Source organism: Streptomyces malachitofuscus (assembly GCF_055571035.1).
Window position 1 is genome coordinate 526,130 of the sequence record NZ_JBVIGA010000001.1, and the last position, 21,986, is coordinate 548,115.

The window sequence follows — 21,986 nt, forward strand, 5'->3', positions numbered from 1 at the left end:
AAAGTACTCTCCCTCTCTTTATTTTTTTCCTTTTTTTTTGTTGGGGGGGGGGGGTGTTTTTTTTTGGAGGGGTTCTTGGTTTTCCCCCTCTTTCCCCCCCCCCCCCCCCCTCGCGGCGACTGCGGTGCGGATCAGACCTGGCCGGCCTTCTCCAGCGCGGTGCAGCACGTGTCGACCAGCAGACGGGTCACCACGTACGGGTCGACGTTGGCGTTCGGACGGCGGTCCTCGATGTAGCCCTTGCCGTCCTTCTCGACCTGCCACGGGATGCGCACCGAGGCACCGCGGTCGGAGACGCCGTAGGAGTACTCGTTCCACGGGGCGGTCTCGTGCAGACCGGTGAGACGGTCGTCGATGCCGGCGCCGTAGTTCTTGACGTGGTCCAGCGGCTTGGAGCCCTCACCGAGCGACTCGCACGCGGTGATGATCGCGTCGTATCCCTCGCGCATCGCCTTGGTGGAGAAGTTGGTGTGCGCGCCGGCGCCGTTCCAGTCGCCCTTGACCGGCTTGGGGTCCAGGGTGGCGGAGACCTCGAAGTCCTCGGCGGTGCGGTAGAGCAGCCAGCGGGCCACCCACAGCTGGTCGGAGACCTCCAGCGGGGCCAGCGGGCCCACCTGGAACTCCCACTGGCCGGGCATGACCTCGGCGTTGATGCCGGAGATGCCCAGACCCGCCTTCAGGCAGTTCTCCAGGTGCGCCTCGACGACGTCACGGCCGAAGATCTCGTCCGAGCCGACACCGCAGTAGTAACCGCCCTGCGCGGCCGGGAAGCCGCCCTCGGGGAAGCCGAGCGGGCGGGAGCCCTTGAAGAAGGTGTACTCCTGCTCGATGCCGAAGACCGGCTCCTGGGCGGCGAACTTCTCGGCGACCTCGGCCAGCGCGGCACGGGTGTTGGACTCGTGCGGCGTCATGTCCGTGTTGAGGACCTCGCACAGCACCAGGACGTCGTCACCGCCGCGGATCGGGTCCGGGCAGACGAACACCGGCTTGAGGACGCGGTCGGAGGCGTGCCCCTTGGCCTGGTTGGTGGAGGACCCGTCGAAGCCCCAGATCGGCAGGTCCGCGCCCTTGGCGTCGTCGCCCAGGATCTTCGTCTTGGAACGCAGCTTGGCGGTCGGCTCGGTGCCGTCGATCCAGATGTACTCGGCCTTGAAGCTCACGGTCCACATCCTTCGGGGGTGGGTCTGGCGCTTGTGCGGGTGCTGCGGCGCTGCGGCACTGGGGCGCCGCCGTCGATGCCCGCAGCCTGTCAACAGGCGATTTCCCGGCCATTGCCCGAATGTGAACCCCGTGTTACCTGACATGCGGTGTGCCCCGCCGCACTCCGTGAGCGCGCGCGGGAAGGCGGGCGGAGTGTATGCGAGGGCACGCGAAGGGCCCGCCGCTCCCGACCCCGGAGCGGCGGGCCCTGCCTACGGAACCCGGGACCTCACCCCACCTTCTCGATCACCGCGCGCCGGATCAGGAACTTGCCGGCCTCGCGGACCTGCTCGAAGGCCGCGTTGTTGAGCAGCACACAGCTGCCGGACACCGAGGTGACCTCCACCGTCGTGGACTTGTTGTTGTCCAGGTTGGTGACCTTCAGCTTCGTACCGGCCGGGAACTGGTTGCTGGACGCCGCCGGGGCGCCGTCCTCACCGGAGAGGGTGACGGTGGAGCCGTTGCACACCTGCTCACCCACGGCCGCGGCACCGTCACCACCGGCCTGCTCGCCCTGTTCGCCCTGGGCCGGCTGGGACGGAGCGGGCTGCTCCGGCTGCGCGGTCCGAGAGTCCTGAGCCGACTCCCCAACCGTGCACCCGGACGCCTCCTGCTGAACCTTGATCTGGGCGATGACCGCCTCGCGGTTGGCGATCCGCGCCTCCGACTGCGCGTCGGGGTCGGCCCGCTGGCCCTCGATGAACCTCTCGTTGTTGCCGAGCGCGGTGGCGAGCCCCTGACAGACGGTCGAGTCCGCCGCCGACTTGGTGGTGGCCGCCGGTGGGGAGGCGTTCGACGTGGTCGCCATGACGAAGGCGCCGCCTCCCGCCACCGTGGCGGCGCTCAGCAACAGCGCGAGCTTCTTCTTCGGACCGAGAGTTCTCCTGCGCGACATGCGCGCCTCCTCGAAGAGGTAGGGGGGCGTACGCCGCTATGTACGAGATACCGAACGGAGTTGCTCAGCGGTCGGGCCAAATCGCCGAAGTGGCCTGTGTCACACGTCGGTTCGGCGGGAGAGGGCGTCCCGTACGGCCTCCTCCGTACGGCCGACCACCGCCGTGCCGTCGTCCGCCGTGATGATCGGCCGCTGGATCAGTTCGGGATGCGCGGCGAGGGCCGCGATCCAGCGGTCCCGCGTACCGGCCTCCCGCTCCCACTCCTTGAGCCCCAGTTCCGTGGCGACCGCCTCCTGGGTCCGGGTGATGTCCCACGGCTCGAGACCGAGCCGCTCCAGCACCTTGCGGATCTCCTCCTCACCGGGCACCTCCTCCAGATACCTCCGCACGGTGTACTCGGCCCCCTCGGCGTCGAGCAGGCTGAGGGCGCTACGGCACTTGGAACAGGCGGGATTGATCCAGATCTCCATGCCGCACACGGTACGCCGCCCCCTCTGTTCGAATTTGCCGCCGCCTCGCACGTGTCTGCCGAGAGAGCTGTGACGCAGCGACAAAACCCGTACCCACCAGCCCATTTGTTGGCTTGAGCAGGTCTGCTGATTGTCAGTGGCGGGCAGTAAACTGTCAGCAGTGTTCGAGGGAGTCGCCGGGGTCGTCGTGGACCCCGGCGGGCCGCCCCGACCGCGACAGGAGGATGCCCGTGCCCGCTGCCGCACTGAAGCCGAAGCCCCAGCCCACCCAGTCCACCGCCAAGCGTCCCGTGCTGCTCGACATGCCCTGCGCCCCGGTGGAGAAGCGTCCGCTGCCGCCGGGCCGCCCGCGTGAGTGGTACGTCACGCACAACCGCCGGCTCAAGGCGATGCGGCTCGCCATCGCCCTGCTCGACTCCGGCGTCTACCTGCCCAACCAGGCGCGCAACGAGAAGATACGGAGCACGGCGGAGCTGATCGGCGTGCACCCGCCGTCGGACACCACGTGCCACATGGTGCGCGCGTTCATGCGCTACAACCGCTGAGACCGGGACCGCTGCCGGGCGCCTCCGTCGCGGGGCGCCCGGCACCGTCGTGCCGCACGCCGGAGGTGCGCGGGTCCTGGCCGCGGGGGAGTCGGTGGTGGCGCCGGGCATCACCCGGCTGCTCCTCGACCGGGTCTCGGACCGGCTGGCACCGGCGAACGGACAGGCCGAACGGCTCGACGTCCTCACCGCGCGCGAACGGGACGTGCTCGCCCTGGTCGCCATGGCGAAGCTTCATCTGCGGGACCGTGCCCAGGCCGTCGCCTTCGCCTAACGAGTCCGGGCTGGTCCGTCCCTCCCCCTGAGGGTGCAGAACCGGCCCTCGACCCTGCCCCCAGGGGTGCAGGAACCACCCCGCCCGGCGTGCCGGATCCGGTGCCTCGGATCTCCCCTCGGTGCCCGATGTCCGCCGGGCCGCCGGAATCCAGACTTCTCACTGCCGCCGAACGCGGCCGAGAAGATCCTGGAGGATCCGATGAACACCACGCCACCCCACAGTCCCGCAAGCGCAACCGTCTCGTCGAGCTCAGCCAGGCGTCCGCGGAGGACTGCCGGCTGGCGCAGCGCATCGTCACCGAGCGCCGCGCACAGATGGACGACGGCTACCTCGGCGAAGGACGTGAAGGTTCACCGCCAACGTCTCGGAGGACGGCGCGCAGGGGCGGATCCGGGCGCAGCGTGCCGTCACCGACACCCTGACCGGTCCGGAGCGCGGCGACGGCCGGGTCGTCGCCGAGGACACGGCCGCACAGGAAACGGGCTCGGACGACCTGCGGACGACAGCCACGACGGCGGTCCTGATGCTGGGCCTGACGGTCCTGGTGGCGGTCGCCGGAGTCGCGACCACGGCGAGTCTCACCGTGGCCGAACGCCGACGCGAGTTCGGCCTGCTGCGGGCCCTGGGGCTCGGCGCGGCGGCCGTGCACCGCATGGTCACGGCCGAGTGCGCGCTCCACGGCGTACTGGGCGGGGTCCTCGGTCTGGCCCTCGCTGTGCCGTACTCCTGGCTGGTGGTCCGTGTCGCCGAGACGAGCGCCCCCTTCACCGTCCCGGTGGGGCAGCTCGCGGCGGTCCTCACCGCCCTCGTCCTGGTGACCGCGGCGGCGGGAACGGTGCCCGCCCTGCGCGCTTCCCGCACCTCCCCGACGGTGCGTGGGGATCAGTACGGGCGGGAGTTGATGTAGCCGAGCAGCACGATCACCGCGACGACACAGCCGAGCACCACGGCCGTCGACACCCACGACGAGCGGCCCGCCGAGCCCCGGTGCTCCGGCTCGCCCCGGAACGGGACCGGTCCGGGCGGGTTGTCCTTCCAGCGGGCGGCGAGCATGCGGGCCCGTGCCGACGGCTCCTTGTGCTCGGCGCCGTCCGCCCACTTGATGTCGAACTCCCGCTCTTCGTCGTCCCTTTCTGACATCCCCGTGACCTTCTCTCGAACAGCAGTGTCAGATAAATGATCCCTCCCCGGGCGCGGAGAGGGAAGCTTTCCGGACACACGACGGCGCCCCCGCCCCTGGAGGATCCAGGCACGGGGGCGCCGTCGGCCGGTCACACGTCGAAGTACAGCTCGAACTCGTGCGGGTGCGGGCGGAGCTGCAGCGGGGCGATCTCGTTCTCCCGCTTGAAGTCGATCCACGTCTCGATCAGGTCCGGCGTGAATACGTCGCCCTGGAGGAGGAACTCGTGGTCGGCCTCGAGGCGGTCGAGGACGGCGCCGAGGGAGGTCGGGACCTGGGCCACGTTCGCGTGCTCCTCGGGAGCCAGCTCGTAGAGGTCCTTGTCGATCGGCTCGGCCGGCTCGATCTTGTTCTTGATGCCGTCCAGGCCCGCGAGGAGCAGCGCCGAGAAGGCCAGGTACGGGTTGCCGGAGGCGTCCGGGGCGCGGAACTCCACGCGCTTGGCCTTCGGGTTGGAGCCGGTGATCGGGATGCGCATCGCGGCGGAGCGGTTGCGCTGCGAGTACACCAGGTTCACCGGGGCCTCGAAGCCGGGCACCAGGCGGTGGTAGGAGTTCACCGTCGGGTTGGTGAAGGCCAGCAGCGACGGGGCGTGCTTGAGGATGCCGCCGATGTAGTAGCGGGCGGTGTCCGACAGACCGGCGTAGCCCTGCTCGTCGTAGAAGAGCGGCTCGCCGCCCGCCCACAGCGACTGGTGGACGTGCATGCCCGAACCGTTGTCACCGAAGATCGGCTTCGGCATGAAGGTCGCGGTCTTGCCGTTGCGCCAGGCGACGTTCTTCACGATGTACTTGAAGAGCTGCAGGTCGTCGGCGGCGGCCAGCAGGGTGTTGAACTTGTAGTTGATCTCGGCCTGGCCGGCGGTGCCCACCTCGTGGTGCTGACGCTCGACCTTCAGACCGGCCTTGGCCAGCTCCAGGGAGATCTCGGCGCGCAGGTCGGCGAAGTGGTCGACCGGCGGAACCGGGAAGTAGCCGCCCTTGTAACGGACCTTGTAGCCGCGGTTGTCCTCCAGCGCGCCGGTGTTCCAGGCGCCCGCCTCGGAGTCGATGTGGTAGAAGGACTCGTTCTCGGAGGTCTTGAAGCGCACGCTGTCGAAGACGTAGAACTCGGCCTCGGGACCGAAGTACGCGGTGTCCGCGATACCGGTCGAGGCGAGGTAGGCCTCGGCCTTCTTGGCCACGTTGCGCGGGTCACGGGAGTACTGCTCGCCCGTGATCGGGTCGTGGATGAAGAAGTTGATGTTCAGCGTCTTGTCGCGGCGGAACGGGTCGACCCGGGCGGTCGACAGGTCCGCGCGCAGCGCCATGTCGGACTCGTGGATGGCCTGGAAACCACGGATCGAGGATCCGTCGAAGGCCAGCTCGTCGTCGGGGTCGAACGCCTCCGCCGGCACCGTGACGTGCTGCATCACACCCGGGAGGTCGCAGAACCGGACGTCGATGAACTTGACGTCCTCGTCCGCGATGAACTTCTTGGCCTCGTCGGCGTTCTGGAACATCCAGCTCCTCCTACTCCCGACCGTCCCGCCGGGGTGGTAGATCGTTCGTGCGGCCAGTGCGGGTGGCACACGCTGCACTCGACCCTAGGGACGGGTCATTTCTCGTGCGTGACCCATTTGTTTCGCACAAGTTAACCGGGCCCACTCCCACGGTAGCCCCGACGCACCCCGCCGTCCTGTGGTCATATCCGGGCGCAGTACCGTGGACGGGTGGACAACAGGCAAGCAATCGGATCATGGCTGTCCGGGCCGCGTGCGGCGCTGGAGGAAGCCGGTGCCGAGTTCGGATACCGCGGCGAGCAGCTGGGGCTGCCGGAACACGGCCCGGGCTCGATCGCACGCCCCGGCCGCAGGCTCGGCGCCCTCGCCGTGGACTGGGGTCTGTGCATGCTGATCGCATACGGTCTGCTCACCGACGGCTACGACGGACAGACGACCGGCAACTGGGCGCTGCTGGTGTTCCTGGTGCTGAGCGTCCTCACCGTCGGCACGGTCGGCTTCACCCCGGGCAAGCGTCTGTTCGGGCTGCGGGTGATCGCCGTGGACAACGGCCGGGTCCAGCCGCTGCGCGGACTGGTGCGCTCGGCCCTGCTGTGCCTGGCCGTGCCGGCCCTCGTCTGGGACCGCGACGGGCGCGGTCTGCACGACCGGCTGGCCCGCACGGTCGAGGTCCGGGTCTGATCCGACCCCGGGACGAAGGACGGTGGACGGGGCGGTCCGAGGCGGTCCGATACGACGACGGGGGGCGCCGGAATCTCTTCCGGCGCCCCCCGTCGTCATGTCCGGGAGCTGACGGGTCTCAGCGGCCGCGCGGTCCGCCGCCCTTCGGCAGCTTCATGCCCTTGGGCATCGGGCCCTTCGGCAGCGGCATGTTGCTCATCAGGTCGCCCAGGGCGCGCAGCCGGTCGTTGGTCGCGGTGACCTGCGGGCCGGTGAGCACGCGCGGGAGCTTCAGCATGGTCGTGCGCAGCTTCTTCAGCTCGACCTGGCCCTCGCCCGTGCCCACGATCAGATCGTGCACCGGGACGTCCGCGACGATGCGGTTCATCTTCTTCTTCTCGGAGGCCAGCAGGCTCTTCACCCGGTTCGGGTTGCCCTCCGCGACCAGCACGATGCCGGCCTTGCCGACCGCCCGGTGCACCACGTCCTGGCTGCGGTTCATCGCCACCGCCGGGGTGGTCGTCCAGCCCCGGCCGATGTTGTCGAGCACGGCCGCGGCGGCGCCCGGCTGTCCCTCCATCTGCCCGAAGGCCGCTCGCTCGGCCCGGCGCCCGAACACGATCGCCGTCGCGAGGAAGGCGAGCAGAAGGCCCAGGATGCCGAGATAGATGGGGTGCCCGATCAAGAAGCCGATCGCGAGGAAGACACCGAAGGTGACGATTCCGACAGCCGCGAGTACAAGACCGATCTTCTTGTCGGCCCTGCGGGTCATCTTGTAGGTCAGGGCGATCTGCTTCAGTCGCCCGGGGTTCGCAGCGTCCGCTGCGGGTTCCTTCCTCGCCATGGCATGAAGTCTACGTGTCCCCAGGAGTGCCCTCGACGGCAGTGCCCGGGGTGGCCGGGTTCGGCGGACGCGTCAGGGGCGGGTGGTCACGGTCAGGTCGAGGACGCGCTGGGTCTCGATCCGGTCCTTGGCGCGACGGCGGTCCTCGAGGACGGAGGTCCAGGCGTTGCGCCGGGCGGTGCGCTGGCCGCCGCTCATCAGCAGCGACTCGACGGCGCGCAACGCGGTGGAGAAGGACGGGATGGCGGTGGCGCGGACAGGCGCGGCCTGCATGGTGGAGGTCTCCCTCGGTGCCGACGGGTAGGGGTGTGCGTGCTGTGATTCCAGGCTCACTGACTGGTGTTACCAGGGCGTGACCGGCCGGTCAAACAGGCATGAAGCCTCCGTGCGGGGCCCCGGAACGCCGACGCGGTCCCGACCTGTGCCCTCATCTGCGAGGACGGTCGGGACCGCGTGCTCTCGGCCATTACTGGCCGGTAGGGCCTTGTGTGTGAGTTCACACGTCGTCGGAGGTGTGCCGCCGGGGCTGCGTCAGACCGCCTGGGAGGCGACGTACGTGCCGCCCCGCTGCGAAGCAGCTGATTGACGCAGCTCGACGGCCATCCGGTACAGCCGGCCGGCGCGGTACGAGGAGCGGACCAGCGGGCCGGACATCACTCCGGAGAAGCCGATCTGTTCGGCCTCCTCCTTCAGCTCCACGAACTCGTGCGGCTTCACCCAGCGCTCCACGGGGTGGTGGCGCACGGAGGGCCGCAGGTACTGGGTGATGGTGACCAGCTCGCAGCCGGCGTCGTGCAGCTGCCTCAGCGCCTCGCTGACCTCCTCGCGGGTCTCGCCCATGCCGAGGATCAGGTTGGACTTGGTGACCAGGCCGTAGTCACGGGCGTCGGTGATGACCTTCAGCGAGCGGTCGTAGCGGAAGCCGGGGCGGATCCGCTTGAAGATCCGGGGGACCGTCTCGACGTTGTGCGCGAAGACCTCGGGGCGGGAGGAGAAGACCTCCGCGAGCTGCTCCGGGACCGCGTTGAAGTCCGGGGCCAGCAGCTCGACCTTGGTGCGGCCCTCCGCGCGGTCCGCGGTCTGCGCGTGGATCTGGCGCACGGTCTCCGCGTACAGCCAGGCGCCGCCGTCCTCCAGGTCGTCGCGGGCCACGCCGGTGATGGTGGCGTAGTTCAGGTCCATGGTGACCACGGACTCGCCCACGCGGCGCGGCTCGTCACGGTCGAGGGCCTCGGGCTTGCCGGTGTCGATCTGGCAGAAGTCGCAGCGCCGGGTGCACTGGTCGCCGCCGATGAGGAAGGTGGCCTCGCGGTCCTCCCAGCACTCGTAGATGTTCGGACAGCCGGCTTCCTGGCAGACCGTGTGCAGCCCCTCGCTCTTGACGAGGTTCTGCATCTTGGAGTACTCGGGGCCCATTTTCGCCCGGGTCTTGATCCACTCGGGCTTGCGCTCGATGGGGGTCTGGCTGTTGCGGACCTCCAGGCGCAGCATCTTGCGTCCGTCGGGTGCGACTGCGGACACGACCGGCTCCCTAGCGATTGATTCTTCGGCGTGCTCAAGCGTACGCCCGTTGATATGAATGCCCGGCGAGGGTGTCGGCCTGCTGAGGGCAGCCCGCCCCCGTCCTCGTCGGGGCCCGTTACGCCGTGACGTGCAACGCCGGGCGGGCGGCTTTTATGCCGGTGTCCTCTCGATCTCCCGCGGCTTGGGATCCGCGTTCTCCAGGATGTCGCGGAGGTGGCGCTCGATGACGGGGAGCACCTCCTCGATCGTGATGTCACGGCCCAGTTCGGCCGCGAGGGAGGCGACACCCGCGTCCCGGATCCCGCACGGGATGATCCTGTCGAACCACTTGTTGTCGGGGTTCACGTTCAGTGCGAAGCCGTGCATCGTGACGCCCTTCGCCACGCGGATGCCGATCGCCGCGATCTTGCGGTCCTCGCGGCGCTGGCCGGCGTTGGAGGGGGCGTACTCCGGTCCGTTGAGACGGGGGTCGAACTCGTCGTCGTGCAGACGGGGGTCGAAGTCCAGGGAGAGGCCGCCGAGGGCGGGGCGCTGCTCGACCGGGTCGCCGAGGACCCAGACGCCGCTGCGGCCCTCGACCCGGGTGGTCTCCAGGCCGAACTCCGCGCAGGTGCGGATCAGGGCCTCCTCCAGACGGCGGACGTGCGCGACCACGTCCACCGGGCGGGGGAGCTTCTGGATGGGGTAGCCCACCAGCTGGCCGGGACCGTGCCAGGTGATCTTGCCGCCGCGGTCCACGTCGATGACCGGGGTGCCGTCGAGCGGGCGCTCGCTCGCCTCGGTGCGGCGGCCGGCCGTGTAGACCGGGGGGTGCTCCAGGAGGATGACGGTGTCGGGCACCTCGTCGGCGAACCGCGCCGCGTGCACCCGGCGCTGCTCGTCCCAGGCCACCTGATAGTCGACGGCCTCGGCCCCGAAGCCCATCCGGACGAACCGCAACGCACTCACCGCAAGCGCCTCCCTGGAAGGTCGTCAGGCGCGAAACGCGCCCACGCCACTGTACGACCGTTCGAGGGGGCGGTGGTCGGCGGGCGTCCTGTGGCCGGTCCGCGGACGGTCTTCGTCAGCTTTCGGGCAATTCTCACACGATCGGATGAATGGTGGTCGAAGTGTGCGACCGGGTGTTTACTCTCCGCTACATTCGCGCCGTCCCATGAGGCCATCAGGGCTGCTCACAGGCAATCCCGGCACACCAGGAGCCGGAAGGCAGGAGACCGCACCGCAGATGACGGAACGACCCGCGCAGCGCACCCCCAACCGACAGCTCGCCGCGCTCATCGCAGAAGCGGGGTTCTCCAACGCGGGACTCGCCCGTCGCGTGGACCAGCTCGGTCTCGAACACGGGCTCGACCTGAGATACGACAAGACATCCGTGACCCGCTGGCTGCGCGGCCAGCAGCCGAGGGGGACGACGCCGGCGCTGATCGCCGAGGTCTTCACCCGGCGTCTCGGGCGCCGCCTGACCGCCCAGGACCTGGGGCTGGACGCCTGCGCTCCCGTCTACGCGGGACTGGAGTTCGCGGCCACCCCGGACGAGGCCGTCGACATCGTCAGCGGGCTGTGGCGCAAGGACTCCGGCAGCCATGCGGAGCTGCGCAAAATCGCCTTCACCTCGGCGGGGCTGGTGGTGCCGAGCCGGGACTGGCTGATCGGGCGGGCCGACGACAAGGTGGCCCGCGCGGAGCCGCCGGTGCGGGTCCCCGCGCAGGGACGGCCCGCGGCGCGGGCGGTGGCGCCGCCGTCCGCGCTCGCCGCCCGTCGGGGCGGTGCGGCGGAACGAGGGCCCGGACACCGGGTCAGCGGCGGTGACATCGCCGCGCTGCGGTCGGTGGGGGAACTGTTCCGCACCCTCGACGACGCGTACGGGGGCGGGCACGCCCGCCAGGCCCTGGTTCGCTACCTGGAGCACGAGTGCGAGCCGATGCTGCGGGGCACCTACGGCGAGCAGACCGGGCGCCGGCTCTTCGCCGCCGCGGCGGATCTGACCCGGCTGGCCGGGTGGACGTCCTACGACATCGCCGCGCACGGGCTCGCGCAGCGCTACTTCGTGCAGGCGCTGCGGCTCGCGCAGGCGGCGGGGGACCGGGCCTACGGTGCGTATGTCCTGGTCACGATGAGCCGACAGGCCGTCTACCTCGGGCATGGGCGGGAGGCGGTGCAGCTCACCCGGGTCGCCCAGCAGGGGGCGGGGAGTTCGGCGCCGCCCGCCGTGCAGGCGCTGCTGCACGCCGCGGAGGCGCGGGGGCACGGGGTGCTGGGGGAGGTGCGGGCCTGCACGGCCGCGCTGGTGCGCGCGGAACGTGCGCTGGAAGGGGCGCGGCCCGGGGACGAGGTGCCGTACTGGGCGCGCTTCTTCGACGAGGCACAGCTCGCGGACGAGTTCGGGCACTGTCACCGGGATCTGCAGCAGTACCGGGCCGCCGCGCAGCATGCGGAGCGCTCGCTGCAACTGCGGGCGCCGGGGTATGCGCGCAGCCGGCTGTTCTGCCGGGTGGTGCTGGCCACGGCCCGGCTGGGTCTTGGCGAGCTCGACCAGGCCTGCCAACTGGCGGCGGAGGCGGCGGCGCAGGCGGCCGAGATGCGCTCCGTGCGGGCGGTGGAGTACGTCCGTGACTTCGAGCGCAAGCTGGAGCCGTACCGGGATGCGGCTCCTGTGCGTACGTATCGGGACAGGACCGCGGCTTACGTCTGAGGGGGTGCGGGTTTTCGGGCCCGGGGCGTAGGTGTTCCTTCGGTGGGGGTGCGGGGCCGGGGCGGGCACCCCCGCCCCGGCCCCTCCTCGCCGTGTGCGGCTGCTCGGATCAGCGGTCGGTCCGTCTGGCGTCGTCCGTGTGCGCGCTCAGGTCAGGGGCCGGCCCATCATGATGTCGTCGACGTATGCGCCGTCCACGTAGAACTCGCCCGGCTGTACTCCTTCCACTACGAAGCCCTCCGACTCGTAGAGCTTGCGGGCCGCGGTGTTGTGGCCGAGCACGCGCAGGGTGATCCGGCGGGCGCCGTGCTTTCTGGCGTCCGCGACGGCGGCCCGTACCAGGGCCCGGCCCACGCCGAGGCCGCGTGCCTCCGCCAGGACGGCGAGGCCGCGGATCTGCCGTACGTGCGCGTTGGAGGCGAGTGCGGTGGGGTGGCCGAGACGGACGTACCCCACGAGCCTTCCCTCGTGCTCGGCGACCCGGTGGTCCTTGGGGCCGGAGCGCTCGGTGAAGAAGGAGTCGTACGGCGGCTGCGGCGGCGGGGTCACGGCGTGGACGGGGGACCAGGTCTCGTGGTCGATGCGGGCCAGTTCGCCCTCGTCGTCCGGACGGGCGATGCGTATGTGCGGCTCGGGCATGTGGGCCACTGTACGACCGGAATGCACCGTCATCTCCGTGATTTACGGGGCGAGAGGGGCAGGATGGCGGCATGGAACGAGCGCGAATCGCGGTGGCCGGGGCGTCCGGGCTCATCGGTGGTGCCCTGGCCCGGTCCCTGACGGCGGACGGGCACACGGTGGTGCGGCTGGTGCGGCGGGCGCCGCAGGGAGCGGACGAGGTCCGGTGGGATCCGGAGCGGGGGTCCGTGGACGCCGAGGGGCTCGCGGGGTGCGACGCTGTGGTGAACCTGGCGGGCGCCGGCGTCGGCAACCGGCGCTGGACGGAGGAGTACAAGGAGCGGATCCGTGCCGGACGGGTGCGGGGCACCGCGGCACTCGCCGAGGCCGTCGCCGGGCTGCCCGCGGACGTCCGGCCGCGGGTGTTCCTGAACGGCAGCGCGATCGGCTACTACGGCGAGACCGGTGACCGGCCGGTCGACGAGAGCGCCCCGCCCGGCACGGGCTTCCTTCCGCACCTGTGCGTGGAGTGGGAGGCGGCCGCACAGGCGGCCGGTGTCCGTACGGTGTTCGCGCGGACCGGTCTGGTGGTGGCGCGCGGCGGTGGCGCGTGGAGCAGGCTGTTTCCGCTGTTCCGGGCGGGGCTCGGTGGGCGGATGGGCGATGGGCGCCAGTACTGGTCGTTCATCGCCCTGCACGACGAGGTGGCGGCCCTGCGTCATCTTCTCGACCATGACGGGCTGTCCGGTCCGTTCAATCTGACGTCCCCTCATCCGGTCACCAACCGTGAGGTCACCGAGGCGATGTCCCGTGTGCTGCGTCGGCCGGCGGTGTTCGCGGTGCCCGCGCCGGTGCTGCGGACGGTGCTCGGCGAGATGGCCGGGGAGGTGCTCGGCAGCGCCCGGGTGCTGCCGACGCGGCTGCTGGAGTCGGGATTCCGGTTCGCGTTCCCCCGGATCGAGGGAGCCGTGCGGGCGGCGTTGTGAAACTGAGCCCTCTTCGACCACTTCGTGCCCATACGGCATGCGTATGCGACCGTCGTGCGCCCGTGCACTGCCCATGCGCGACTGACCCGGTGGCCGATCACGGTCCTAACCTCGACCAGAACTCGGGTATCCCTGGGGCCTGTTGAGGGCATGACGTCTCCAGCGCCCGCGCAACCTCGAGGAGGGGCACGTGCTTGAGCCCACGTACCAGGCGGACGTCGTCGTCGTGGGAGCCGGGATCGCCGGACTCTCCGCGGCGCGACGACTGACCAGCGCAGGAGTCACCACCGTCGTCCTGGAGACAGCCCATGAGGTGGGCGGCCGCATGACGACCGAGAAGGTCGACGGCTTCCGGCTCGACAGGATCGGGCGGTTGCTGTCCACGGCGCATCCGGAACTGCGTCCGGGCCCCGAAGGGCCCGCGCTGCGGCCCTTCGACCCCGGGGTCCTGCTGCACAGCGACGGACGGCACCATCGTGCCGGCGTGCAGCCGGGTGCGCGGGCGCGCGGCACCAGGAGCGCACTCCATGCGGTGCGCGCCCTGGCGAGCGCCCCCCGGGCGGGAGCCGGCCCGCGAAGGCCGGCGGCCGTGCCCGGACGGCAGGTGTCCGTGCCCCGCCGCCGCAGCGGCGCCCCGCTGGGCACGGCGATGGACCAGGCCCGGCTCGGGGCCGCGCTCGCCCGGCTCGCGGGCACCCCCGTCGAACGGCTGCTGGCCCGGCCCGAACTGCCCGCCGCCGAGGCGCTGGTGGCCCGGGGCCTGCCCGCCCGCACGATCGACGGCTTCCTGCGCCCGCTCCTCGCCGCCCTGCTGTGCGACCCGGACCTCACCACGTCCAGCCGGTGCGCGGATCTGGCACTGCACGCGTTCGCGAGCGGGCGGCTGTGTCTGCCGGAGGGCGGCGCGGAGGCGTTGCCGCAGCAGCTGGCGCGGACGCTGGCGCCCGGCACGGTGCACACGGGGGTGCGGGTGACGTCCGTGTCGACGACATCGGTGGCGACCGCGGAGCACGGGGAGTTCCGGTGCGGCGCGGTGCTGATCGCCACCGGTGCGCGGGCGGCGGCCGAACTGCTGCCCGGCCTGCGGGTGCCGGACTTCCACCCGGTGACCGTGGTGCACCACACGACCGACGAGCCGCCCGCCACCGGCGCGTCGCTGCTGCTGGACGCCGATCGGGGCGGGCCGGTCGCGTACACGGCCGTCGTGAGCCGCGTCGACCCGTCCCGGGCACCGGCCGGCCGTACCCTGGTGACGTCCACGGTGCTGGGCCCCTCGGTGCCGGGGATCGACACCGCCGTACGGATGCACCTGGCCCGGCTGTACGGGGTGTCGACGGCACGCTGGGAGACGCTCGCCGTGCGCCACACCGCGGACGCGGTGCCCGCGATGCGCCCGCCGCTCGATCTGCGGCGGCCGGTGCGGCTGCTGGCGGGGCTGTACGTGTGCGGGGACCACCGGGACACCGGGACGGTCGAGGGCGCCCTGCGGTCGGCTCAGCGCGCCACGGCCGCACTCCTGGCCGACCTGGGCGTGAACCGGCCCCTGCACACGGCGGACCCGGTGCCGACCGCCCGGGCGGCATGAGGGCGCCGCGCCGGCGGACACGTCACGAGGTCACCAGCGGGCCCGTGTCCACCGGCGCCGTCGCCTCCGCGGCGCGCTCCGCGTCGTCCGCCACCTCGTCGGCCGTCAGGACGTAGCCGGTCTCGGTGTCCGAGGTGGAGCGCGCGAACACCACGCCGTACACCTGGCCGCCGGTGGTCAGCAGCGGGCCGCCGGAGTTGCCGGGGCGGACCGTGGAGCGGATCGAGTAGATCTCGCGGGTGACCGTCGCGTCGTTGTAGATGTTCTGCCCGCGCGCCTGCACCCGGCCCGCGACCGTCGCCGCCTGCAGGTTCAGATCGCCGTCCTGCGGGTAGCCCGCGACGACCGCGGAATCGCCCCGGTCGGCGTCGTCGTCGAACTCCAGGACGGGCGCCCGCAGATCCGGCACGTACAGCACGGCCACGTCCTTGCGCGGGTCGAAGAGCACCACCCGCGCGTCGTACGTCCGCCCGACCCCGCCCACGCGCACGGTCGGATCGTCGATGCCGGCCACCACATGGGCGTTGGTCATCACATGCTCCCGCGCGTAGACGAAGCCGCTGCCCTCACGGCCCTGGGTCCCGGCGACGCCCTCCACCTTCACCGTGCTGCGCTGCGCGGCGCGGGTGGCGGCCGCGGTGACGCTGTCGCCGGTGGGCGCGGCGACCTCGGCGGTCGACTCGTTCTCGAACGGGTTGAACACCTGCGGGAAGCCCGCCTCGGTGAGCGCCGAGGTGGCCCGCGAGAACCAGCCCGGGGTGGTGTCCGGCATCGTGTCCTGCACCGCGCCCAGCAGCCGCGAGTCCCGGATCGCCGACGTGACCAGCGGGGAGGAGGACGCGCCCAGCACGCTCGCCGCCACCCACGCCACGATCAGCACCGCCACCGAGTTGGCCACCGCCCCGCCGACCCCGTCCGCCACCCTCAGCGGCCCCCGGTCCAGCTCCCGCCGCAGCCGCAGCGCCAGCCGCCCCGCCAGCTCATGGCCCACCACCGCCGGCAGCAGCACCGTGAAGACCGCCGCCACCGTCGCCCGGGTGGTCCCCGGCGTGACCAGGTCCATGATCCACGGCAGGATCCACACGCCGACCACCGCGCCGCCCACGAAACCGGCCAGTGAGACACAGCCGGCCAGCAGCCCGCGCCGGTAACCGGACGCCGCGTAGGCCAGGACGACCAGCAACAGCAGGATGTCGAGCAGGTCCACGCACGCCGCCTTTCTCTCGGGACCACCGGACCCTTCCATACGGCGCGGAGGGGCCCGGTGATCAGCGTCGCGTCGTGCGGCCGCCGGAAAGCGCCCGGGCACGCGCGCACTGGGGAAAACGTCACGGACCAGGACGATGGTTCCACCGGGTGGCACATCACAGATCGCGGACCACGCCGATCGGCCCCACAGTGAGACCATGCGTGTCCCGAGACGACAGCGCGGAGCGCGGAGACGCCGCTCCCCGCGGATACCCGGCGGGCCCGGCTCGCGGCGCCCGCCCGCAGCCGCCAAGGTCGCGCTCGGCTGTGTGCCGGGCCTGGCCGCCGCCGTCGCCCTGGTCCTGTGCGCCTACGGCGTCGAGCGGGCCGCCGAGTCCGGCGCCGCCTCCGCCGCCGCACGGACGGAGCCCGCCTTCCAGGCCCCCCGGCCGCCGATCCTGCCCCGCTCGGCCTGGCTGGGCGACGGCGCCCGCGAGCAGCCGCCGCCGCGCTACGACGACACGGTCGTCGCCGTCTTCATCCACCACACCGACTCGCCCAACGGCTACGACTGCGCGGACGCGCCCGGCATCATCAGGGCCCTGTACGAGGGCCAGACCCTCGGCCGCGACTGGGACGACCTCGGCTACAACTTCGTCGTCGACCGCTGCGGCACCATCTACGAGGGCCGCGCCGGCGGCACCGACCAGCCCGTCACCGGCGCCCACACCCAGGGCTTCAACCACCGCAGCACCGGCATCGCCGCCCTCGGCACCTTCACCGAGGGAGTGCCCGTGCCCGAGGAGATGCTGCGGTCGATCGCCGAGCTGTCCGCCTGGAAGCTCGGCACGTCCGGCACCGACCCGCGCGGCGAGGTGCAGATGGTCTCCAGCAACGGCGGCAGCCGCTACGCGGCCGGCACCACCGCCACGCTGCACGCGATCGCCGGACACAGCGACGGCTACATGACCAGCTGCCCGGGCGCCGCCCTCCAGGCCCGCCTCCCGGACATCAGGACCCTCGCCGCCCGTATCCAGGGCCGCGAGACCGCACAGCAGGCCACTCGGAAGGACACCCGCGACGACCTACAGCCCGTCCTGAAGCAGAACGTCACACAGAACGAAGAGCAGACCTCATGAGCGACACCCCTGACCGAAGTACCACCTGGGCGGACGCCCTGCGCCGCCCCTGGACGGTGCTGTGCGCCGCCGCTGCCGTCGTCCTCGGCCCGGCGTGCCACACCGCCTCCGCCCTCATGCAGGCCAACGCCGCACCCCTGCGTCACACGCCGAGTCCGCACCGGCGTCTGTGAACCCGCGGTGCGCGCGCCTTCGCGGCTCAGTCCCCGAAACGCTCCCAGAGCCGCGGATAGCGCTCCGCGAGCAGCGCCTCGTTCTCGAAGTCGAGCGGTGTGCCCTCCGGCTCCGCCGGGGCCGGAGGCAGCTCGAGGTCGGGTGCCACGGTTCCGGTGAGCTGCTCGTACGCCTCGTCCGCCGCGTAGCCCAGGTCCTCGCCGTCGCCGTCGAGCTCCTCGTCGAAGTCGTCCAGCAGCTCGGCGAGCGCGTCCGGATCGTGCAGGGCGCCCTCGAACACCTCCCGGCCCTGGCCGATCAGCCAGCACCGGAAGTAGTCGAAGGCGTCGTCGCTCGCCCCGCCCAGCAGCACCCACGCGGCGCCCCACAGGTCCCAGTGGTAGGCGCGGTGGTAGCGGGACTCGAAATGACGGGCGAAGTCCAGCACGGCCTCCGGGTCCAGCCGTACCAGCCGCTCCACGAGCAGATCCGCCTGCTCCTCCGGGTCGCCCTCGGCGTCCTCCCGGGCGGTGTCCACCAGCTCCCAGAACTCCGTCTCGTCCATCACGGGTCAAGCATCGGCCCTGAGGCCCGCAGACGCACCCGCAGTGAACCAGGGGCGCGGGGAACGGCGCAAAAGGGGGTCCTGGGGAGGGCGAAGCCCCCCAGGTTCGGGACGGGAAGGGGCGGCGGGGGCGAGGAAGCCCGGGCCCGAGCCGGGGCCACCCTCGCTCACCCCCCGTACAACTCCGCCAGCCGCGCAGCCTCCCGCGCGAACCGCTCCCGCAACTCCGCGGGCGCCAGCACCTCCACCTCCGCCCCCAGCGCCGTCAGTTGCGTATGGGCGACCTCCTCGGACTCCACCGGCAGCGTCACCGTCACCCGCCCGCCGCAGTCCGGCTCACCCGCCCGCTCCAGCGCCTCCCGCGCGGACAGCGGATCCACGACGTGCGCGAGCCGCCGCACCCCCTCCGCCGACAGCCGCACCACCACCTCCGCTCGCAGGATCGACCGCGCGAACTGCTCCGCCCGCTCCTCCCAGAACGCCGGCAGATCGAACTCCTCCGCACGCTCGAAACGCTCCTCGCCCGCCTCCACCGCCGTGAACCGGTCGATCCGGTACACCCGGAAGGACCCGCCCCCGGCCACCCGCGCGCACAGGTACCAGGCACCCGCCTTGAGCACGAGCCCGTACGGCTCCAGCTCCCGCTCCACGTCGTGCTCGCCGCGCCGGTAGCGGGCGGTGATCCGCCGGTCGTCCCACACCGCGTCCGCGACCGCCGGCAGCAGTACGGGTGTCGCCGGCTCGTGGAACCAGTTCGGGGCGTCCAGATGGAACCGCTGCGCCGCCGTGCGGGAGGCGTCCCGGAGGGAGGGCAGCAGGGCGGCCGACACCTTCAGCCGGGCCGCCGAGGCCGCGTCCTCCAGACCCATCTCGCGCAACGCCCCCGGCACCCCGGACAGGAACAGCGCCTCCGCCTCGCTGCGGGCCAGCCCGGTCAGCCGCGTCCGGTACCCGCCGACCAGCCGGTACCCACCGATCCGCCCCCGGTCCGCGTACACCGGCACCCCGGCCTCCGACAGCGCCTGCGCGTCCCGGGTGACCGTGCGCTCCGACACCTCCAGCTCCCGCGCCAGTTCGGCTGCGGTCATCGAGGGCCGGGACTGCAGCATCAGCACCATTTTGATCAGTCGGGCAGCACGCATGCGCCCCATCATGCAAGAGACCCCCGCCGGAGCGGGGGTCTCCTGCCGGGTGACCGGCCCTTACAGGCCGTACTTCTCGCGCGCTTCCTTCACGGCCGTGGCCTTGACCTCGCCGCGCCGGGCGAGCTGGGCCAGGGCGGCGACGACGATGGACTCGGCGTCGACACCGAAGTGGCGGCGGGCCGCGTCACGGGTGTCCGACAGGCCGAAGCCGTCGGCGCCCAGCGACGTGTAGTCCTGCTCGACCCACTGTGCGATCTGGTCCGGGACCTGACGCATGTAGTCGGAGACCGCCAGCACCGGACCCTCGGCGCCCTGCAGCGCCTGCCGGACGAACGGCACCCGGTCCTCGCCGCGCAGCAGCGCCTCGTCCGCCTCCATGGCGTCCCGGCGCAGCTCGGTCCACGAGGTCGCCGACCACACGTCGGCGGACACGCCCCACTCCTCGGCGAGCAACTGCTGCGCCTTCAGCGCCCAGTGGATCGCCGTACCGGAGCCGAGCAGCTGGATGCGCGGCGCGTTCGCGGCCGGGGACAGGCCCGCGGACTCCGCCGTGTTGAAGCGGTACAGGCCCTTGACGATGCCCTCGTCGATGCCGTCCGCCTGCGGCTTGGCGGGCTGCGGCAGCGGCTCGTTGTAGACCGTCAGGTAGTAGAAGACGTTCTGGTCCTCGTCCGGCTTGCCCTCGCCGAACATCCGGCGCAGACCCTCCTTGACGATGACACCGATCTCGTACGCGAACGCCGGGTCGTAGGTCAGGGATGCCGGGTTGGTCGCCGCGATGACCGGGGAGTGACCGTCGGCGTGCTGGAGGCCCTCGCCGGTCAGCGTGGTGCGGCCCGCGGTGGCGCCGACCAGGAAGCCGCGGCCGAGCTGGTCGCCGAGCTGCCACATCTGGTCGCCGGTGCGCTGCCAGCCGAACATCGAGTAGTAGATGTAGAACGGGATCATCGTCTCGCCGTGCGTCGCGTACGACGTCGACGCGGCGATGAACTCGGCCATGGCGCCGGCCTCGGTGATCCCCTCGTTGAAGATCTGGCCGTTCTTGGCTTCCTTGTAGTACATCAGCTGGTCGCGGTCGACCGGCTCGTACGTCTGGCCCATCGGCGAGTAGATGCCGAGGGACGGGAAGAGGCTCTCCATGCCGAAGGTGCGCGCCTCGTCGGGGACGATCGGCACCCAGCGCCTGCCGGTCTCCTTGTCACGGACCAGGTCCTTGACCAGGCGGACGAAGGCCATGGTGGTGGCCACGTTCTGCGAGCCGGAGCCCTTGTCGAAGGCGGTGAACGCCTTGTCGGCGGGCTGCGGCAGCGGAGCGACCGGGTGCACGCGGCGGGCCGGGGCCGGACCGCCGAGGGTGGCGCGGCGCTCCTGGAGGTAGCGGACCTCGGGGGAGTCGGCGCCCGGGTGCACGTAGGGGACCTGGCCGTCGACGAACCGGGAGTCCGGGACCGGCAGCTCCAGACGGTCGCGCATCGCCTTGAACTCGTCCACCGTCAGCTTCTTCATCTGGTGGTTGGCGTTCTTCGAGGCGAAGCCCTCACCGAGGGTGTGGCCCTTCACGGTCTGCGCCAGGATCACGGTCGGCGCGCCCTTGTGGGCGAGCGCGGCCTTGTAGGCGGCGTAGACCTTGCGGGACTCGTGGCCGCCGCGGGAGAGGTGGAAGCACTCGAGGATCTTGTCGTCGCTCAGCAGCTTCGCCATCTCGGCGAGTGCCGGGTCCTTGCCGAAGAAGTCCTCGCGGATGTAGGCGGCGTCGCGCGTCTGGTACGTCTGCACCTGCGCGTCCGGTACCTCGCGCAGCCGGCGTACGAGGGCGCCCGTGGTGTCGAGTTGGAACAGCTCGTCCCACGCCGTGCCCCAGAGCGTCTTGATGACGTTCCAGCCGGCGCCGCGGAACTGGGCCTCCAGCTCCTGCACGATCTTGAAGTTGGCGCGGACCGGTCCGTCGAGGCGCTGCAGGTTGCAGTTGATGACGAAGGTCAGGTTGTCGAGCTGCTCGCGGGAGGCGAGGGTGAGCGCGGTCGTCGACTCGGGCTCGTCCATCTCGCCGTCACCGAGGAACGCCCAGACGTGGGAGTCGGAGACGTCCTTGATGCCGCGGCTGGTCAGATAGCGGTTGAAGCGCGCCTGGTAGATCGCGGAGATCGGCCCGAGGCCCATCGACACGGTGGGGAACTCCCACAGCCAGGGCAGCCGGCGCGGGTGCGGGTACGACGGCAGTCCGTTGCCGCCCGCCTCACGGCGGAAGTTGTCGAGCTGCTCCTCGCCGATCCGGCCGTCGAGGAAGGCACGGGCGTAGATACCGGGGGAGGCGTGGCCCTGGATGTAGAGCTGGTCGCCCGAGCCGTCGCCCTCCTTGCCGCGGAAGAAGTGGTTGAAGCCGGTCTCGTACAGCCAGGCCGCGGAGGCGAAGGTGGCGATGTGACCGCCGACGCCGTACTTGCTGCCGCGGGTCACCATCGCGGCCGCGTTCCAGCGGTTCCAGGCGGTGATCCGCTGCTCCATCGCCTCGTCGCCGTCCACGGCGGGCTCGGCGGAGGTGGGGATGGTGTTGACGTAATCGGTCTCGAGGAGCTTCGGCAGCGCGATGCCGGCGCCCTCGGCGCGCTCCAGGGTGCGGCGCATCAGGTACGCGGCACGGTGCGGCCCGGCCGCCTTGGTGACGGCGTCCAGGGAGGCCTGCCACTCGGCGGTCTCCTCGGGGTCGCGGTCCGGGAGCTGGTCGAGCTCGCTCGGCTGGATGGCCTTGGGGTCGGTCATGTCGCCGCCTTCCTCAGTCGAAGGGGGTTCCCTCATCGGTAAGGGTTCGGGGGTGCCC

At 71.5% G+C, this 21,986-nt stretch carries 23 protein-coding genes; 9 read left to right on the forward strand and 14 right to left on the reverse strand.

Features of this window, described 5'->3' with window-relative positions; translation table 11 throughout:
- Positions 1-131: 131 nt before the first annotated feature.
- From glnII to ACZ44S_RS02350, 3 genes are all read right to left on the reverse strand, one after another.
- Positions 132-1,160: a glutamine synthetase gene (gene glnII, locus ACZ44S_RS02340; protein WP_466923510.1), complete on the reverse strand. Its 1,029-nt coding sequence runs from the start codon at positions 1,158-1,160 to the stop codon at positions 132-134.
- A 269-nt stretch (positions 1,161-1,429) separates the two neighbouring features.
- A complete protein-coding gene (locus ACZ44S_RS02345; RefSeq protein WP_466923512.1) occupies positions 1,430-2,095 on the reverse strand; it encodes an RlpA-like double-psi beta-barrel domain-containing protein in 666 nt (221 codons plus the stop codon).
- 99 nt (positions 2,096-2,194) lie between these two features.
- Positions 2,195-2,566: an arsenate reductase family protein gene (locus ACZ44S_RS02350; RefSeq protein ID WP_466923514.1), complete on the reverse strand. Its 372-nt coding sequence runs from the start codon at positions 2,564-2,566 to the stop codon at positions 2,195-2,197.
- A 230-nt stretch (positions 2,567-2,796) separates the two neighbouring features.
- Between ACZ44S_RS02350 and ACZ44S_RS02355 the strand changes: the two genes are divergently transcribed.
- The 3 genes from ACZ44S_RS02355 to ACZ44S_RS02365 all read left to right on the forward strand — a co-directional run bounded on the left by ACZ44S_RS02355 (position 2,797) and on the right by ACZ44S_RS02365 (position 4,295).
- Positions 2,797-3,111: a hypothetical protein gene (locus ACZ44S_RS02355; protein ID WP_466923517.1), complete on the forward strand. Its 315-nt coding sequence runs from the start codon at positions 2,797-2,799 to the stop codon at positions 3,109-3,111.
- A 49-nt stretch (positions 3,112-3,160) separates the two neighbouring features.
- On the forward strand, positions 3,161-3,385 hold the full coding sequence (locus ACZ44S_RS02360) for a hypothetical protein (protein WP_466923519.1): 225 nt from the start codon (positions 3,161-3,163) through the stop codon (positions 3,383-3,385).
- Positions 3,386-3,911: 526 nt separating this feature from the next.
- Positions 3,912-4,295 carry an ABC transporter permease gene (locus ACZ44S_RS02365; RefSeq protein ID WP_466923522.1) on the forward strand — a complete coding sequence of 128 codons (384 nt, stop codon included), beginning with the start codon at positions 3,912-3,914 and terminating at the stop codon, positions 4,293-4,295.
- On the opposite strand, the gene ACZ44S_RS02370 is transcribed toward ACZ44S_RS02365, so the two are convergent.
- The gene (locus ACZ44S_RS02370) at positions 4,271-4,528 is read right to left on the reverse strand and encodes an SCO2583/SCO2584 N-terminal domain-containing protein (RefSeq protein WP_466923525.1); all 258 of its coding nucleotides are present in this window, start codon (positions 4,526-4,528) and stop codon (positions 4,271-4,273) included. The two genes, ACZ44S_RS02365 and ACZ44S_RS02370, sit on opposite strands and share 25 nt — an antisense overlap.
- A gap of 131 nt (positions 4,529-4,659) precedes the next feature.
- Positions 4,660-6,069 carry a type I glutamate--ammonia ligase gene (gene glnA / locus ACZ44S_RS02375; protein WP_466923527.1) on the reverse strand — a complete coding sequence of 470 codons (1,410 nt, stop codon included), beginning with the start codon at positions 6,067-6,069 and terminating at the stop codon, positions 4,660-4,662.
- A gap of 210 nt (positions 6,070-6,279) precedes the next feature.
- Here glnA and ACZ44S_RS02380 point away from each other — a divergent pair, with 210 nt between their 5' ends.
- The gene (locus ACZ44S_RS02380) at positions 6,280-6,750 is read left to right on the forward strand and encodes an RDD family protein (RefSeq protein WP_466923529.1); all 471 of its coding nucleotides are present in this window, start codon (positions 6,280-6,282) and stop codon (positions 6,748-6,750) included.
- A 118-nt stretch (positions 6,751-6,868) separates the two neighbouring features.
- On the opposite strand, the gene ACZ44S_RS02385 is transcribed toward ACZ44S_RS02380, so the two are convergent.
- The 4 genes from ACZ44S_RS02385 to lipB all read right to left on the reverse strand — a co-directional run bounded on the left by ACZ44S_RS02385 (position 6,869) and on the right by lipB (position 10,045).
- Positions 6,869-7,573 (reverse strand): DUF4191 domain-containing protein, encoded by a 705-nt coding sequence (locus ACZ44S_RS02385; protein ID WP_466923532.1) that lies wholly within the window; start codon positions 7,571-7,573, stop codon positions 6,869-6,871.
- Positions 7,574-7,645: 72 nt separating this feature from the next.
- Positions 7,646-7,846 (reverse strand): SCO2195 family GlnR-regulated protein, encoded by a 201-nt coding sequence (locus ACZ44S_RS02390; RefSeq protein ID WP_466923534.1) that lies wholly within the window; start codon positions 7,844-7,846, stop codon positions 7,646-7,648.
- Between the two features lie 258 nt (positions 7,847-8,104).
- A complete protein-coding gene (lipA, locus tag ACZ44S_RS02395; protein WP_466923537.1) occupies positions 8,105-9,094 on the reverse strand; it encodes a lipoyl synthase in 990 nt (329 codons plus the stop codon).
- Positions 9,095-9,247: 153 nt separating this feature from the next.
- Positions 9,248-10,045 carry a lipoyl(octanoyl) transferase LipB gene (gene lipB, locus ACZ44S_RS02400; protein ID WP_466923539.1) on the reverse strand — a complete coding sequence of 266 codons (798 nt, stop codon included), beginning with the start codon at positions 10,043-10,045 and terminating at the stop codon, positions 9,248-9,250.
- A 277-nt stretch (positions 10,046-10,322) separates the two neighbouring features.
- Between lipB and ACZ44S_RS02405 the strand changes: the two genes are divergently transcribed.
- Positions 10,323-11,789: a regulator gene (locus ACZ44S_RS02405; RefSeq protein ID WP_466923541.1), complete on the forward strand. Its 1,467-nt coding sequence runs from the start codon at positions 10,323-10,325 to the stop codon at positions 11,787-11,789.
- Between the two features lie 147 nt (positions 11,790-11,936).
- Here the strand turns inward: ACZ44S_RS02405 and ACZ44S_RS02410 are convergent, their stop codons facing one another.
- Complete coding sequence (locus tag ACZ44S_RS02410; RefSeq protein ID WP_466923544.1) at positions 11,937-12,428, reverse strand: GNAT family N-acetyltransferase; 492 nt, start codon at positions 12,426-12,428, stop codon at positions 11,937-11,939.
- A 71-nt stretch (positions 12,429-12,499) separates the two neighbouring features.
- On the opposite strand from ACZ44S_RS02410, the gene ACZ44S_RS02415 reads away from it, so the two are divergent.
- Both ACZ44S_RS02415 and ACZ44S_RS02420 read left to right on the forward strand, forming a co-directional pair.
- Positions 12,500-13,393, forward strand: a complete 894-nt coding sequence (locus ACZ44S_RS02415; RefSeq protein ID WP_466923547.1) for a TIGR01777 family oxidoreductase — start codon at positions 12,500-12,502, stop codon at positions 13,391-13,393.
- A gap of 190 nt (positions 13,394-13,583) precedes the next feature.
- Complete coding sequence (locus tag ACZ44S_RS02420) at positions 13,584-14,978, forward strand: NAD(P)/FAD-dependent oxidoreductase (RefSeq protein WP_466923549.1); 1,395 nt, start codon at positions 13,584-13,586, stop codon at positions 14,976-14,978.
- A 22-nt stretch (positions 14,979-15,000) separates the two neighbouring features.
- Here ACZ44S_RS02420 and ACZ44S_RS02425 read toward each other — a convergent pair whose 3' ends face one another.
- On the reverse strand, positions 15,001-16,185 hold the full coding sequence (locus ACZ44S_RS02425; RefSeq protein WP_466923552.1) for a MarP family serine protease: 1,185 nt from the start codon (positions 16,183-16,185) through the stop codon (positions 15,001-15,003).
- Between the two features lie 199 nt (positions 16,186-16,384).
- On the opposite strand from ACZ44S_RS02425, the gene ACZ44S_RS02430 reads away from it, so the two are divergent.
- Together ACZ44S_RS02430 and ACZ44S_RS02435 are read left to right on the forward strand one after the other, a co-directional pair.
- On the forward strand, positions 16,385-17,305 hold the full coding sequence (locus ACZ44S_RS02430; protein WP_466923555.1) for a peptidoglycan recognition protein family protein: 921 nt from the start codon (positions 16,385-16,387) through the stop codon (positions 17,303-17,305).
- A complete protein-coding gene (locus ACZ44S_RS02435) occupies positions 17,302-17,478 on the forward strand; it encodes a hypothetical protein (protein ID WP_466923558.1) in 177 nt (58 codons plus the stop codon). The genes ACZ44S_RS02430 and ACZ44S_RS02435 overlap by 4 nt, the downstream gene beginning before the upstream one ends.
- A gap of 26 nt (positions 17,479-17,504) precedes the next feature.
- On the opposite strand, the gene ACZ44S_RS02440 is transcribed toward ACZ44S_RS02435, so the two are convergent.
- From ACZ44S_RS02440 to aceE, 3 genes are all read right to left on the reverse strand, one after another.
- The gene (locus tag ACZ44S_RS02440; RefSeq protein WP_466923659.1) at positions 17,505-18,023 is read right to left on the reverse strand and encodes a DUF4240 domain-containing protein; all 519 of its coding nucleotides are present in this window, start codon (positions 18,021-18,023) and stop codon (positions 17,505-17,507) included.
- A 167-nt stretch (positions 18,024-18,190) separates the two neighbouring features.
- Positions 18,191-19,165 (reverse strand): helix-turn-helix transcriptional regulator, encoded by a 975-nt coding sequence (locus tag ACZ44S_RS02445; protein ID WP_466923560.1) that lies wholly within the window; start codon positions 19,163-19,165, stop codon positions 18,191-18,193.
- Between the two features lie 60 nt (positions 19,166-19,225).
- Positions 19,226-21,928 carry a pyruvate dehydrogenase (acetyl-transferring), homodimeric type gene (gene aceE / locus ACZ44S_RS02450; protein WP_466923563.1) on the reverse strand — a complete coding sequence of 901 codons (2,703 nt, stop codon included), beginning with the start codon at positions 21,926-21,928 and terminating at the stop codon, positions 19,226-19,228.
- Positions 21,929-21,986 lie beyond the last annotated feature (58 nt).